The organism is Micromonospora sp. NBC_00860, assembly GCF_045207375.1.
GTDB classification, from domain to species: domain Bacteria; phylum Actinomycetota; class Actinomycetes; order Mycobacteriales; family Micromonosporaceae; genus Micromonospora; species Micromonospora vinacea.
On sequence record NZ_CP108825.1, the window covers coordinates 6161606 to 6175639 of the forward strand.

Below are 14034 nucleotides of genomic sequence, written 5' to 3' on the forward strand. Positions count from 1 at the left end.
TCAGTGCCGATAGGCTCGGCCGGTGAGCACGGAAACCGCACCCACAGCGGATCGGGTCGCCGCACCTCCGCCAGCCGGGTGGGAGGAAGCGCGTTCGCGGGTCTACGCGGTCGGTCTGGCCGCCGCGCTGCCCGCCACCGCCCGACCACTCGTCGACACCGACGGGTCGACCCTGGCCGAGCCGTTGACCACCCGCACCGACCTGCCGGCGTTCCCCACCTCCAGCGTGGATGGCTGGGCGGTGCGCGGCCGTGGGCCGTGGCGCGTCGTCGGTCGGGTCCTGGCCGGCAGCACCCCCGCGCCGCTCACCGAGGACGACACCACAGTCGAGATCGCGACCGGTGCGATGGTGCCCGAGGGCGCCACCGCCGTGCTGCGCGTGGAAGAGTCGACAATCGCTGACGGCCTGGTCAGCGGCGTTCCCCGGGAGGCGCCCGAGTGGCGGAAACCCGGCGAGGAGGCGTACGCCGATGAGGAGTTGTTGCCGGTCGGCACGCCGGTCGACCCGGCGGTGATCGGCCTGGCGGCCGCCTGCGGGCACGACACGCTGCGGGTCCGGCGGGCGCCGCGTGCCGCGCTGCTGGTCTTCGGCGACGAGTTGCTGACGGCGGGTCCGCCCGCCGCCGGTCGCATCCGCGACGCGCTGGGGCCCGCGGTGCCGGCGTGGCTGCGACGGTACGGCTGCCAGGTCCGCCCATCCGACGTGGTCGGCCCGGTGGCGGACACGCTGCCCGCGCACGTGGCGGCCCTGCGCTCGGCGCTGTCCAACGCCGATCTGGTCTGCACCACCGGCGGCACGATGAACGGCCCGGTCGACCACCTGCACCCGACCCTGGAGGCGCTCGGCGCCGACTACGTGGTCAACACGGTGGCCGTCCGCCCCGGCTTCCCGATGCTGCTGGCCCGGCTGACCGGCCCCGACGGGCGCGCCCGGTTCGTGGCCGGGCTGCCGGGCAACCCGCAGTCCGCCATCGTCGCGCTGGTGTCGTTGGTCGCCCCGCTGCTCGCCGGCCTCCAGGGCCGGTCGATGCCGCTGCTGCCGCAGGTCACGTTGGCCGAGGCGGTGCCCGGTCGCGGCGACCACACCCACCTGGCGCTGGTCCGACTGGACCGGGCCGCCGGCGTCGCGTTCCCGGTCCGCCACGTCGGTTCGGCGATGCTGCGCGGCCTGGCCGGCGCGGACGGGTTCGCGGTCATCCGACCCGGCACCAGCGGCGAGCCGGGCGACCGGGTGCCGATCGTGCCACTGCCGTTGTTTCCCGGGGAGCGTGCGTCGTGACCGCACCAACGATCACCTTCGGCGAGGTCACCGACCAGCCGCTGGACCTCGCCACGCACGAGGCGGCGGTCGCCGACCGCCGGGCCGGCGCCGTGGTGTCCTTCCAGGGCGTGGTCCGCGACCACGACCACGGCCGCCAGGTCACCAGCCTGGAGTACGAAGGGCACCCGAGCGCCGCACAGGTGCTCCGCGAGGTGGCCGCCGAGATCGCCGCTGAGCCCGACGTCTACGCGGTGGCGGTGTCGCACCGGGTCGGCCCCCTGGCGATCGGGGACGTGGCGCTGGTAGCCGCGGTGAGCACCGCGCACCGGGCGGCGGCCTTCGCGGCCTGCGCCCGGCTGGTCGACGAGGTCAAGGCGCGACTGCCCATCTGGAAGCGGCAGGTCTTCACCGACGGCACCGAGGAATGGGTCAACTGTCCCTGACCGCTCAGCGGTGGCCGTTGACCACCACTGCCCTGGCGAGCCGGTCGCCGTAGAACGCCGGCTCCGCGCCGGGGCGCCAGGGCAGCGCGGCGACCAGCACGATCAGCGCGAGCGCCAGCGAGTTCTCCATCAGTGCACCGAACAGGCCGTCCTGGTAGTGCGACATCTCCGGCAGTTGGTGTTCGTACGGCCAGATCGGCGAGATCAGGAAGAGTAGGTAGAGCCCGATCGCGGCGACGCCGTGGCGGAGCCCGGTCAGCGTCGGGTACCAGATCGGCGGCCGTAGCCCGTTGACCCCTGGTAGACCGCCGAAGACCGGCCCCTGGCCGGTGCGCTGCGGCATCCCCCGGCTCGCCTCGCGGCGACGTACGGCGGCGTCGGCCAGCACGATGATCGCCGGGATCACCCAGACCAGGTGGTGCGTCCAGGAGATCGGGCTGATCACGTTCGCTGTGAGACCGACAAGCGTGAAGGCGGTCAGCTCGTCACCGTCGGCGCGGGAACTGGCCGCCCGGGACAGGCCCAGCGCCAGGACCAGGACCGAGAAGGCCAGCCACAGCAGCCCCGGGGTCTCGATCGAGTCGTACAGCCGGGCGAGCAGACCGGCGAGGGACTGGTTGGGAGTCATGTCGGCCGCGCCGACCCGTTCGGTCTGCCACAGCACGCTGCCGAAGTAGGTCCGCGACTCGTCACCGACGATCGCGAAGGTCGCCACCGTCACGCCGATCGTGGTGCCGATGGCGGTGGCAGCCACCCGCCACTGACGGGTGATCAGCAGGTACGCGATGAACAGCGCCGGGGTGAGCTTGACCGCGGTGGCGAGGCCGATACCGGCCCCGGCCCAGGCCCCGCCGTAGATGAAGCGCAACAGCGGGCCGTCGGTGGCGGCGTAGTGGGTGCCCCGGCGGGACCGCCAGCGGAGGCCGATCAGGTCAGCCATGATCAGGGCGAAGAGCAGGATGTTGACCTGGCCGTAGCCGAGCGTCTCCCGGGCCGGCTCGATGGCGACCGCGAGGGGCACCGCCAGGGCCACCGTGAACCACAATGGCCACCCCAGCCGGTCCACGATGGGTCGGAGCAGCCCGGCCAGCACCAGCGCCAACGCGGCGATGCTGGCGGCGGCGTTGACCATGCCGGCCGCGCCGATCGGCAGCTGCGCCATCGGCAGCATGACCAACCCGGCGAAGGGTGGGTAGGTGAAACCCAGGGTTGTTCCGGGCGCGATGAACTCGTAGAGCTCGTGACCGCTCGCCCACCACACCACGGCACCGTGGTAGATCTTCATGTCGAAGAAGTTGTACGGCCGCCCGAAGGTGCCGATGGCGAGCCATGCGGCATAGGCGACGGCGGCCACGATGGCGCCCCGTACGACGTTCCTGCGATCGATCCCGCGCGTCACGCGGTCGATCCCGCGTGTCACACGTTGGATTGGGGCGAGGCGGTCCGCCCGTCTACCGACAGCCGTCGGCATGGCGTGGCCACCCCCGTACCAAGGTCGTCCTACCCGTCCAGGTCCTGCACGGAGCCTAGAACGGCGCCTCACGTCAGTGCCTCCCGCGTTATGCGACCGTGTCCGATCCCACACATGTTTTTGACATTTCCACCGCGTTAACGCCTACCGGGTGGTTCAGGTAATTCGTCGCCTTAGCGGGGGGTGGGGGTGAGACAGAGACGGATCGACGCAGGTCAGCCGGGAAGTCGACGTGCGGTGGACGCCGAGCGGACGGCGATGCGGGCCTCGCGTCGGGCCGTCCGGACGGCACGTTGCATGGAACGTCGAGAGTGGCCGATGCGATGACCCGTCCGCCACCGCAGACCGGGCTTGCCGCCGGTGTCCGCCGCGGCGAGCAGCAGACCGCCGAGGAGCCCGAGGTTCTTCAGGACGTGAATCTGGTTGTTGTTCTTGGCGATCGGGTCGTCGTTGTTCCAGAAGGGATGCCCGGCGATGGTCACCGGCACCAGCGTGCCGGCGAGGACCAGCGCCGCCGGCCGACTGAACCGGCCGGTAGCCAGCATCAGACCCGCGCTGACCTGCACGGCCGCGTTGAGCCGGATCAACGTCTCGGTCTCGGTGGGGAAGCTCGGGTGCGCCTTCTTCAGCACGGGTGCGACCTTGTCGGTCACCGGTTTCGCGGCCACCGCCAGCCGGCCGGGGGCGCGGAAGTTGCGATACCCGCTGACCACGAAGATGCCGCTCAGCATGGCGCGGGCGAGGGAGCGTACGGGCGTCATGGATCAGTCATACCCCGTCGCGGCGTTTGCTACCCCGTCAACCGCAGGATCGGATTGGTGTTCGTACACGTACGCCACGCCGAATCGAGCGACAGTCACTGATGGACGGGAGCTGGCGGGTAACGTCGCGCGGGTGACCACGCTGCGGCTACGCCCCGAGGACCCGGCCGACGCCGGCCCGGTCCGCCGCGTCCTGGCCGCCGCCTTCGCCCGCCCGGACGTGGCGACGCCACCGGAGGTCAGCCTGGTCGACGAGCTGCGCGACACCACCGCCTGGTTGCCGGAACTGGCCATGATCGCCGAGTACGGCGGTGAGGTCGTCGGTTACGCGCTGCTCACGAGGGTGCGGCTGCGGCCGGAGCGGGGCTCGGACGTGCCCGCCCTGGCGCTCGGCCCGGTGGCGGTCGCACCGCACCGACAGCGAGTCGGGCACGGCACGGCGGTCGTGCAGGCCGCCCTGGACGCCTCCACCGAGCTGGGCGAGCGGCTCGTCGTCGTCCTCGGCGCCCCGGCCTTCTACCGCCGGTTCGGGTTCGGCCCGGCGAGTGAGCTGGGCCTGACCGGCCCGTGGGCCGGCCTCGGTGAGCCCTGGCAGGCGCTGGTGCTGCCGCCGTCCACCAGCGAGGAGGGCACGCCGCCGCGCGGTGAGGTGCTCTTTCCGGCGCCCTGGTCGAAGGTCTGACCGGGCCGGCCCGTGGTTGGCGGTCAGGCCGGCTGGGTCCGCAGGTACCGGCCGAAGTGCGGGACCGTGAAGGCGACGGTGCCCCGTTCCCCGGAGTAGATCAAGCCCTTCTTGATGAGCGCGTCCCGGGCTGGGGAAAGGCTGGCCGGTTTGCGACCCAGGGCACGGGCGATCTCCGCGGTGGGCACCGCGGCGTCCATGTCGTCGCGGACCACCGCGCCGGGCTCGCCCTCGACCGCTGACATCATGGCCATCGCCCGCATGTACTCGCGTTCGGCGGGAGTGGCCCGTTCGAACCGGGACCCGAAGAACCCGACCGCCAGTTCGGCCTCCGCCTCGGGCGCCGCGACCCGCACGTCGGCCGCGGTGATCGGCGAACGCGGCGCATGATCCCAGGTCGCCTTGCCGTACGCCTGCACGAAGTAGGGGTAGCCGCCGGACTTCTCGTAGAGCAGGTCAAGGGCCTTCTGCTCGTACTCGACCTCCTCGCGCTCGGCGGGCGCGCAGAGCGCCCGGTCGGCGGCGATCCGGTCGAGCCGGTCGATGCGTTGATAGCGGAACAACCGCTCGGAGTACGACTTGGCGGCGCTGAGCACGGCCGGCAGGTGCGGAAGGCCGGCGCCGACGACGATCAGCGGCGCGCCGAGCTGGGACAGCTCGTGACAGGCGGCGCAGAGCGCGGACACGTCCTCCGGGCCGAGGTCCTGCATCTCGTCGATGAAGATGGCGATGCCGGTGCCGACGTCGCTGGCCACGGCGGCGGCGTCACTGAACAGCTCGACCAGGTCGATCTCGATGTCGCCGGAGTCGGCCCGGCCGCTGGCGGCTGGCACGTCGATGCCGGGTTGCCACCGGTCGCGCAGTTTGGTGGCGGCACCGGACCGGCCGGTCGGGGTGGACCGCTGGGCGAACGCCTTGAGGACGCCGAGGAACGCGTCGATCCGGTCCGGTGCGCGGTGGCGGGGGGCGAGCTCCCGGACCGCCATGTGCAGCGCGGCGGCGACCGGTCGGCGCAGCGACTGATCCGGTCGGGCCTCGATCTTGCCGCTGCCCCAGAGTCGGTTGATCGCCTGCGACCGGAGGGTGTTGAGCAGGACCGTCTTGCCGACGCCCCGCAGCCCGGTGAGCATCAGGCTGCGCTCGGGTCGGCCCCGGGCGATGCGCTCGAGCACGATGTCGAAGACGTCGAGCTCCCGCCCCCGCCCGGCGAGTTCGGGCGGACGCTGGCCGGCGCCCGGCGCGTACGGGTTGCGGACCGGATCCACGCATCGCAGATTATCGGGCCATCTAGCTGCGAGGCTAGACATGGATAGATGAGGGTACCGGCGTGTCGAGACCGTCGACCACAAACTAGGGCTGTCTAGCGTCCACGCTAGACAGCCCTAGTTTTGGCAATCGGACCCGATCGGCCGGATCGGGCTAGCGCTTCTTCAGACAGAGCACGTAGTCGAACAGGTCGACCGAGTTGTCGTGCACGTAGTTCGCTGTCGCCTGCGGCGCGAGCGTCTCGCACCGGTCGCCGTCGGTGGTCGCCGGAATCCGCAGCAGCACCTGATAGGTGTTCGGGCCGCACGGCACCTTGCGCAGCTCAGCGTCGTCCTCGCTGCCGTCGTTCACCACGCAGTCACCCCGCGCGAACTCCTCGTCCGGAGTCGGCGCGGCCGACGTCGGGGCGTCGCTGGCCAGAGCGGGTGGCACGACCGGGGCGCTCGTCGACGGGGTACGCGCGGCGTCGCTGCCAGCGTCGGCCACCTTCCAGACCGCCCAGCCGGCCAGGCCGAGGCACGGGCAGAGGACGAGCAGCACCACCACAGTGATGATGAGAGCGACGTTGCGGCCGGTCTTCTTCACCGGCGCAACGGGTGGCATCCCGTAGCCGCCGGGCGGCTGCTGACCCCACGGCGCGGGCGGCTGACCCGGCATCGGGCCGGCCGGCTGACCGGGCATCGGGCCCGCCGGTGGGTACGGCCCGGGCGGTGGGAACGGCCCGGACTGCGGTGTCGGCCCGGCCGGCGGGTAACCCGGCCCCGACGAGGGCGGGGTCGGGCCGGCCGGCGGGTACGGGCCGGGTGGTGGGTATCCCGAGCCCGAGGTGGGCGGCGGCGCCCACATCGGCGTGGTCGGCGGCTCCGGGTCGGTGGGCGGCGGCGCCCACATGGGTGCCGTCGGTGGTTCCGCGTCGGTCGGCGGCGGACCCCACTGCTGCCGGGTCGGGTCCTCCGCGGTCGGCGGGGTGCTCCACTGGGGCAGAGTCGGGTCGACCGGTGGTGAGCTGTCCGGCCCGCTGGGCGGGCGCTGGGACTGGTCGTCCGGCTGATCGGAACCCGCAGGTCCGTAGGTCGTCATGTCATCCCCGGGGGTGGGTGGTCTCAGCGTTGCTTGAGGCAGAGGACGAAGTCGAGAGTGTCCAGCTCACTGTCGAAGAAGTACCAGTTGGTGTAGCCCTCTACCTTGCCGCACTTGGCCTCGGCGTCCCGCTCGCCGCTGGTCGGGCCGTCGATCCGGCTCAGCACCTCGTACGACTTGGCGGCACAGCCGCTGATCAGCAGCTTGGGCTTGCCGCCGGCGGTGCCGTCGTTACGGACGCACTGGCCGACCTTCGCGAACCGGGGATCTGCCGACGACTCCGGCGCGGCGGCGCTCGGCGTGGGCTCGACCGCGTCCGCGCTGGGCTCACCGGCGGCGGCCGAGTTGCTCGGCGCGGCTGCCGGCGCCGGGTCGCTCTGCCCACGGCGGAACCAGAACATGCCGGCGGCGGCCACCACCAGCAGGACGACGACGGCCAGTACCGCGATCAGCGGCCCTCCACCACGTCGGCGTGGTGCCGGATCCTCGCCGTACTGCTCGTCGGGCCGGTACGGCTGCCCGCCGTAGTTCGGGGTCGGCTGGTACGGGCCGCCGTAGGGCGCGCGGGGCTCGGGACCGTAGGGCGGGGTGGGCGGGCCGCCGTACGGCCCGGGTCGTCCCTGCGGTGCGGGTGGGTACGACGGGACCGCCGGCGGGTAGGACTCCGGCGCGGGCGGGTAGGGCTGCTGCCCCGGGTGACCCGGCGTCTCGTCGGGTCTCTGCCCACGCCACGGCCCCGGGTGGCCGCCCCCCGGTTGTCCGTAGTTCGTCATGCCGCCCTCCTGCACGAGTGGTGAGAGGCCGGCCACCAAAGCGGGACGCGGACTCCGAGGTCACCGTAGCGTGGTCCACTGATGAGCTCACCTTCACCGAGCGCCACGGCCCTCGGCGGCCGTCGCGCCAGCGCCACGCCAACCCTGATCTGGACCGCGTTGATCGTGGTCTACCTGCTCTGGGGGTCGACCTACCTGGCCATCCGGATCGCAGTGGAGACACTGCCTCCGCTGCTGTCGGCCACCCTCCGGTTCGCCGTGGCCGGCCTGATCCTCGCGGTGGTGCTGCGACTGCGTCGAGGTCCCGGCGCGCTGCGGGTGGACCGACGGCAACTCGGCTCGGCCGCGCTGGTCGGGGTGCTCCTGCTCGCTGGTGGCAACGGCCTGGTGGTGCTCGCTGAATCGGGACCGCCGGGGGTTGCGGTGCCGTCCGGGATCGCTGCGCTGCTGGTGGCCACGGTGCCGCTGCTGGTGGTGCTGTTGCGTTCGGCCACCGGGGACCGGCCGCCGATCTGGACGTTCGCCGGGGTCACAGTGGGCTTCGTCGGCCTCATCCTGCTGGTGCTGCCCGGCGGTGGTTCGGCAGCGGTGCCGCTGCTCGGGGCGTTGACAGTGGTGGCGGCGGCCGCCTCGTGGTCGGCCGGCTCGTTCCTGTCCGGACGGATCCGGATGCCCGCCGACCCGTTCGTGGCCACGGTGTACGAGATGGTGGCCGGCGCGCTGGTGCTGGCGGTCGTCGCCGCCGGTCGGGGCGAACTGGCCGACTTCCACCCGGCGGAGGTCAGCACCCGGTCCTGGTTGGCACTGGTTTACCTCATGGTGGCCGGTTCGCTGGTGGCCTTCACCGCGTACGTCTGGTTGCTGCAGAACGCGCCGATCTCGCTGGTGTCGACGTACGCCTACGTGAACCCGGCGGTCGCGGTGGCGCTCGGCGCGTTGCTGGTGGCTGAGCCGATCACCCCACAGGTGCTGCTCGGTGGTGCCGTCATCGTCGTCGGGGTCGCCCTGGTGGTGTCCACCGAACGGCCGCGTCGGGCGGGCACGGGATCACGTTCGGGGGCCACGCCGGTGCGCGACCGCCAGTAACGTCCGGCCCATGTCGGCCGCCGCGCTGGTGTCGATCGCGCTGCTCGGTGCGCTGGTCGGCCTCGTCGTACCCCCGGTGTCGCGGCGCTTCACCACGCCGGACGCCCGGTCACGGGCGTTTCCGGGGCGGCAGCCGGTCCGGCGGCCCTGGGGCGACCCGGTGGTGGCGGCCAGCGTCTTTGTCTGCCTCGCCGTCGCCGTGGGTGACGACCCGGCGTTGCCGGTCTTCCTGGCGGTCGCGGCGGTCGGTCTGGTGCTGGCCCGGGTCGACCTGGCCTGCCTGCGGCTGCCCGACCCGTTGGCCCTCGTCGCCGGGACGCTGGCCCTTGGTGGTCTGACCGCTGCGGCGCTGCTGTCCGGCACTCCCGGCCGGCTGCTCGGCGCGCTGGGAGGTGCGGCGGTCGCGGGCCTGGCACACGTGCTGCTGGCAGTGCTGCCCGGCTCCCGGCTGGGTTTCGGGGACGTGAAGCTCGCCGCCGTCCTCGGCCTGCCGCTCGGCTGGTCGGGTCGGGACGCCCTGCTGGCGGGGCTGCTCCTGCCGCATCTGCTGCACGGCGGCCTGGTCCTCGGTCTGCTCGCCGCCCGGAAGGTGCACCGGAACACCCTGCTGCCCCTCGGCCCGGCCCTGCTGGCCGGCGCCTGGCTCGCCGTCCTCCTCGACTAACACACCCCGCCCTGCCCCAGCCGGGGCGCCGGGGCGCGGGGCGGGGACGTCGGTCAGATCAGGCGGAGTTGGCGGTCCTTGGGGCGGCGGGGTTCGGCTTCGCCGAAGCGTTCGAAGAGGCCCGGGTCGATGGTGCCGAGGAACGGGGAGGGCGCGCAGTCGCGCTCGGTGCCGTGGCGGGTGCGACGGGCGGCGTGACTCACGTACAGCCGGTCCTGGGCCCGGGTCAGGCCGACGAAGAACAGCCGACGCTCCTCGGCGACGGCGTCCTCGTCGGGGGTCGAGCCCGGCCAGCGCAGCGGCAGCAGCCCGTCCTCGACGCCGACCAGGAAGACCACCGGGAACTCCAGGCCCTTCGCGGCGTGCAGGGTGAGCAGCGTGACCGCCTCGGCACGCGGGTCCAGCGCGTCCACCTCCGCGCCGGTGGCCAACTGCGACAGGAAGGTCTCCAGGTCGTCGCCGCAACGTCGGGCCAGCGGGGTCAGCAGGTCCACCGCCGAGCGGACGTCCTCGGGACGGACCGTGCCGCCCGCGCCGTCCAGGGTGGGCACTGCGAACCGCTCGGCGACCACCTGACCGGCCAGCCGCACCCGGGCGGCCAGCGAGCCGGCCAGACCGTCGGCGTGCCGTAGCTCGCGGGCGATGGCAGCCACCCCGGGCCGATCCCGCAGCCGGTCGTGGGAACGCTTCTGAACGGGGATGTTTGCCCGGGTCAGGGCGTCCACGATCGGGGCGGCCTGCGCGTCGGTGCGGTACAGCACGGCGATGTCGGAGAACGACAGCGAGGTGGACCGGCCGTCGATGCGACCCGAGTCCAGCGAGCGGTGCGACAGCCCACCGACCAGGTCGTCGACGGTACGCACCACGAAGTCGGCCTCCTCGGCCACCGACGCCGCCGGGTAGCGCCCGACCAGCGGGGCCTCCGGGTCGAGCCGGGCCGGGTCCAGTCGTCGGCCCCGGACCAGCGAGGACGGTGCGATGGCCTGCACGGCGGCGGCCAGGATCGGGGCCGACGAGCGGTAGTTGCGGTTGAGTCGGACCAGCCGGGCGTCGGTGAAGTCCTCGGAGAAGCGCAGGAAGTAGCCGACGTCGGCACCCCGGAACGAGTAGATCGCCTGGTCCGGGTCGCCGATCGCGCAGAGGTTGCCGTCGGCCGGGCTGAGCAGCCGCAGCAGCTCGTACTGCACCTCGTCGACGTCCTGGTACTCGTCGACGAAGATCCACCGCCAGCGGTCCCGGTACCGCTCGACCAGCTTCCGGTCGGCCCGCAGCAGCTCCACCGGCAGGGTCACCAGTTCGTCCAGGTCGACCAGATCCTGCTTGCGGAGCAGCGAGGTGTAGGCGGCGCTGTCGTCGCCGGCCTCGGCGCGGGCTGCCGCCCGCTCGGCGTCGTCGGCGATCCGGAAGTCGACCGGAAGGCCTGCCGCGTCGGCGTTCTCCCGCAGGATGGTCAACCCCAGCGCGTGGAACGTACCGACTGTGACGTCCTCGGCGACCGGGCCGAGCAGGCCGTCGAGGCGGTGCCGCAGCTCCTCGGCGGCCCGCCGGGTGAACGTGATCGCCAGGCAGTGCTCGGGAAAGACGTTCAGTTCCGCGCAGAGGTACGCGATCCGGTGGGTGAGCGTCCTGGTCTTACCGGTGCCCGGGCCGGCCACGATGAGCAGCGGGCCGCCGGGTGCGGAGGCGGCCACCCGCTGCATGGCGTCCAGTCGGTCCAGCAGGCCGGTGCCGACCTCCTCCATGCCGGAGAGCATCGGCTCGAACGGCTCGTGCGGAGACGGCGGCGACGCGATCGGCGGCGCGGGTGCCGGGGTCGGCTTCCGCTTCGGCTCCGCCTTCGCCGCCGGGCGCTTGGCCGCGACCCGGGGAGCCGACTCCGCAGGCCGTCGCTGCGCCGGCACCGGTACGTCGAACAGTGTCTCCTGCGCGCCCAGCTCGGCCCTGTCGAAGAGCGTGATCACGCCGTACTCGCCGTCGTAACCGGGCACCCGGCGCACGTCGCCGCGCCGCAGCCGCCCGATGCCCTCGGCGAGCAGCTCACCACCGGCCTGCGCGATGTCGCTCAGCGGCGTGGTGGTCAGGATCTCCAGCTCCGGGCCGAGTGCGGCCAGCAGCTCGTTGAACCGCCCCTCGACCTTCTTCGACCGGGCACCCACCTTGTTGATCTCGCCGAGGATCTCGGCGAGCGGTACCAGGTGGGTGACGTCCCGGGCGTGCGCCGGCCGGTGCCCGTCCGGGCGGTCCGCCAGCTCCTCGATCCGGCTGAGGACACCCACGGTGAGGGGTTTGCCGCACTCGGGGCAGCGCCCGCCGGCGGCCCGGGTGCGCTCCGGAGACCAGTTGATCCCACACAGCCGGTGCCCGTCCGCGTGGTACTTGCCCTCCTCCGGGAAGAACTCGATCGTCCCGGCAAGGCCGTCACCGGTACGCAGCGCCTCCCGAACGGCGAAGTAGTTCCGTTCGGCAGTCAGCACTGTCGCCTCCCGACCGAGCGCCGGCGGCGAGTGCGCGTCCGAGTTGGACACCAGTTGGTAGCCGTCCAGGCTGCCGACCCGCCAGTTCATCGCGGGGTCGGAGGAGAGCCCGGTCTCCACGGCGAAGATGTGCTCGGCCAGGTCGGCGTAGCAGTCCGCGATCGCGTCGAAGCCGGACTTCGAGCCCAGCGCGGAGAACCAGGGCGTCCAGATGTGCGCGGGCACCAGGTAGCCGTCCGGGCTGGCCTCCAGGGTGATCTCCAGCAGGTCGCGGGAGTCCAGTCCGAGGATCGGCCGGCCGTCAGAGCCGAGGTTGCCGATCCGGCCGAGCGCGGTGTTGAACCGGGCCACCGCGTCCAGGTCCGGTAGGTAGATCAGGTGGTGCACCTTGCGGGTCCGGTCGTCCCGCTTGTAGATGGTGGAGATCTCCACGCTCAGCATGAAGCGGACCGGGTCCGCCTCCGCCGTCCCGGCGAGCCGGGGTGGCAGCCGCCGGGCGATGTCCCGTTCCGCCTCCGGGTCGAGCCGGTAGAGCCCTGGCTCGGCCGGGCGCAGCGTCTCCCGCAGGTGGTCGTACCAGGCGGGGTGGGTGAAGTCGCCGGTGCCGAGCAGGCCGATGCCCTTACGCCGAGCCCACCACGCGAGGTTCGGCAGGGTGAGGTCACGGCTGCACGCGCGCGAGTACTTCGAGTGGATGTGCAGGTCCGCGACGAATGGCGGTAGGCCACCGGGGGGTACGGCGCTGAACGGGGGCACGCCGCATCCTGTCACGCCCGCCGCGCCGGCCACCCGCCGCCACGCGCGGACGTGACCTCCGCTATGCCGAGCGCAGCTCGACCAGACTGATCTGCGGCTCCGCCCCGACCCGGACCGGAGGCCCCCAGAAACCGGCGCCGTTTGTCACGTAGACCTTGGTGCCGTCGACCTCGCCGAGCCCGCTGACCACCGGCTGCTCCAGCCCGACGGCCAGGTTGAACGGCACCATCTGCCCGCCGTGGGTGTGCCCGGACAGTTGCAGGTCGACGCCGTAGCGGGCCGCCTCCTTGGCCGCCAGCGGCTGGTGCGCGAGTAGGACCACGGGGCGGCTCGGGTCGCGGTCACCGAGGGCGGCGGCGAAGTCCGGCCCGGCGGCGAGGCCGGTGCCCACCGCGGTGAGGTCGTTCACCCCGGCCAGGTCGAGCACACCGCCCCGGGCCTGGATCTCCTGCCGCCGGTTCTGCAGCACCCGCAGACCGAGCCGGTCGACCTCCTGGACCCACTCCTCCACGCCGGAGTAGTACTCGTGGTTGCCGGTGACGAAGAAGCTGCCGTAGCGGGAGCGCAGGTCGCGCAGGGGCGCGGCGGCCGAGCCGAGTTCGGCCACGGAGCCGTCGACCAGGTCACCGACGACAGCGACGATGTCCGCGTCGAGCCGGTTGATCGCGGCGACGATCCGCTCGGTGTGCGCCCGGCCGCGCAGCGGGCCGAGGTGGATGTCGGAGACGGTGGCGATGCGCAGGCCGTCCATGCTGCGGGGGAGCTTGGCGAGCGGAATCCGTACCCGGTCGAGGTGGGGCGGGCCGAGCGCCGTGCGGATGCCGTACCCGGTGACGCCGGTGGCGGTGAGGCCGGCGAAGATGGCCGCCCCACGGGCCAGCAGCAACCGACGGGACGGATCGTGGTCCGGTGCCGCGACAGCACCGGCGGCCGGCGGCTCGGTCGGCCCGGCGGCGCCGACCAGCACCGGCTCGGGGGCGGCGGTGGTCGGCTCCGCGGCAACCACCCGGCGGCGCAGCACCAGCCGGGCGACCAGCATCGGGACTTCCAGCACGACCAGTACGACCAGCAGGTAGAACATCAGCGCGAGCCACAGGTAGCCCGGCCAGGCGAGCCAGTACAGCCCGGCCTGCGTCCCGGCGAGGGTGACCGGCACGAGCAGAGCCAGCACCAGAGCGGCGATCCCACCGATCCGTCGCCAGCGGCCCGGCGTGGTGGTGTCCCGAACGAGCCGCTTCCACAGGTAGAGGTGGATGAGACCGGTGACCAGCGCCAGGACAGCCACGAACCCCAGAACCGCCATCATGTGTGCGCCTC

11 protein-coding genes and 1 pseudogene are annotated in these 14034 nt (G+C 72.8%); 5 read left to right on the top strand and 7 right to left on the bottom strand.

All coding sequences use genetic code 11. From position 1 onward, the window contains the following. Window positions 1-22: 22 nt before the first annotated feature. Complete coding sequence (locus OH804_RS28390) at window positions 23-1279, top strand: molybdopterin molybdotransferase MoeA (protein WP_406060617.1); 1257 nt, start codon at window positions 23-25, stop codon at window positions 1277-1279. Further along, the gene (locus OH804_RS28395) at window positions 1276-1704 is read left to right on the top strand and encodes a molybdenum cofactor biosynthesis protein MoaE (RefSeq protein WP_196920325.1); all 429 of its coding nucleotides are present in this window, start codon (window positions 1276-1278) and stop codon (window positions 1702-1704) included. Before OH804_RS28390 ends, OH804_RS28395 begins: the two co-directional genes overlap by 4 nt. Window positions 1705-1708: 4 nt before the next feature. Here OH804_RS28395 and OH804_RS28400 read toward each other — a convergent pair whose 3' ends face one another. Both OH804_RS28400 and OH804_RS28405 read right to left on the bottom strand, forming a co-directional pair. Further along, window positions 1709-3175, bottom strand: coding sequence for a glycosyltransferase 87 family protein (locus OH804_RS28400; RefSeq protein WP_406060619.1), 1467 nt, complete (start codon window positions 3173-3175; stop codon window positions 1709-1711). Between the two features lie 215 nt (window positions 3176-3390). Further along, window positions 3391-3936, bottom strand: coding sequence for a DoxX family protein (locus OH804_RS28405; protein WP_196920323.1), 546 nt, complete (start codon window positions 3934-3936; stop codon window positions 3391-3393). 133 nt (window positions 3937-4069) lie between these two features. On the opposite strand from OH804_RS28405, the gene OH804_RS28410 reads away from it, so the two are divergent. Next, window positions 4070-4618, top strand: a complete 549-nt coding sequence (locus tag OH804_RS28410; protein ID WP_307788550.1) for an N-acetyltransferase — start codon at window positions 4070-4072, stop codon at window positions 4616-4618. A gap of 23 nt (window positions 4619-4641) precedes the next feature. Here the strand turns inward: OH804_RS28410 and OH804_RS28415 are convergent, their stop codons facing one another. The 3 genes and pseudogenes from OH804_RS28415 to OH804_RS28425 form a co-directional block, all read right to left on the bottom strand. Continuing rightward, entirely contained in the window at window positions 4642-5883 is a 1242-nt protein-coding gene (locus OH804_RS28415; RefSeq protein ID WP_196920321.1) for an ATP-binding protein, read from the bottom strand. Window positions 5884-6037: 154 nt separating this feature from the next. After that, window positions 6038-6487, bottom strand: coding sequence for a hypothetical protein (locus tag OH804_RS28420; protein ID WP_406066700.1), 450 nt, complete (start codon window positions 6485-6487; stop codon window positions 6038-6040). Between the two features lie 500 nt (window positions 6488-6987). After that, window positions 6988-7278, bottom strand: a pseudogene (locus OH804_RS28425) (hypothetical protein); the annotation flags it as partial. 540 nt (window positions 7279-7818) lie between these two features. Here OH804_RS28425 and OH804_RS28430 point away from each other — a divergent pair. Next, window positions 7819-8823 (top strand): EamA family transporter, encoded by a 1005-nt coding sequence (locus OH804_RS28430; protein WP_406060622.1) that lies wholly within the window; start codon window positions 7819-7821, stop codon window positions 8821-8823. Between the two features lie 10 nt (window positions 8824-8833). After that, window positions 8834-9487, top strand: coding sequence for a prepilin peptidase (locus tag OH804_RS28435; protein WP_406060623.1), 654 nt, complete (start codon window positions 8834-8836; stop codon window positions 9485-9487). Window positions 9488-9540: 53 nt separating this feature from the next. Here the strand turns inward: OH804_RS28435 and OH804_RS28440 are convergent, their stop codons facing one another. Both OH804_RS28440 and OH804_RS28445 read right to left on the bottom strand, forming a co-directional pair. Next, the gene (locus OH804_RS28440) at window positions 9541-12717 is read right to left on the bottom strand and encodes a UvrD-helicase domain-containing protein (protein ID WP_406060625.1); all 3177 of its coding nucleotides are present in this window, start codon (window positions 12715-12717) and stop codon (window positions 9541-9543) included. A 61-nt stretch (window positions 12718-12778) separates the two neighbouring features. Further along, a complete protein-coding gene (locus OH804_RS28445; RefSeq protein WP_196920316.1) occupies window positions 12779-14023 on the bottom strand; it encodes a metallophosphoesterase in 1245 nt (414 codons plus the stop codon). Between the last annotated feature and the right edge of the window lie 11 nt (window positions 14024-14034).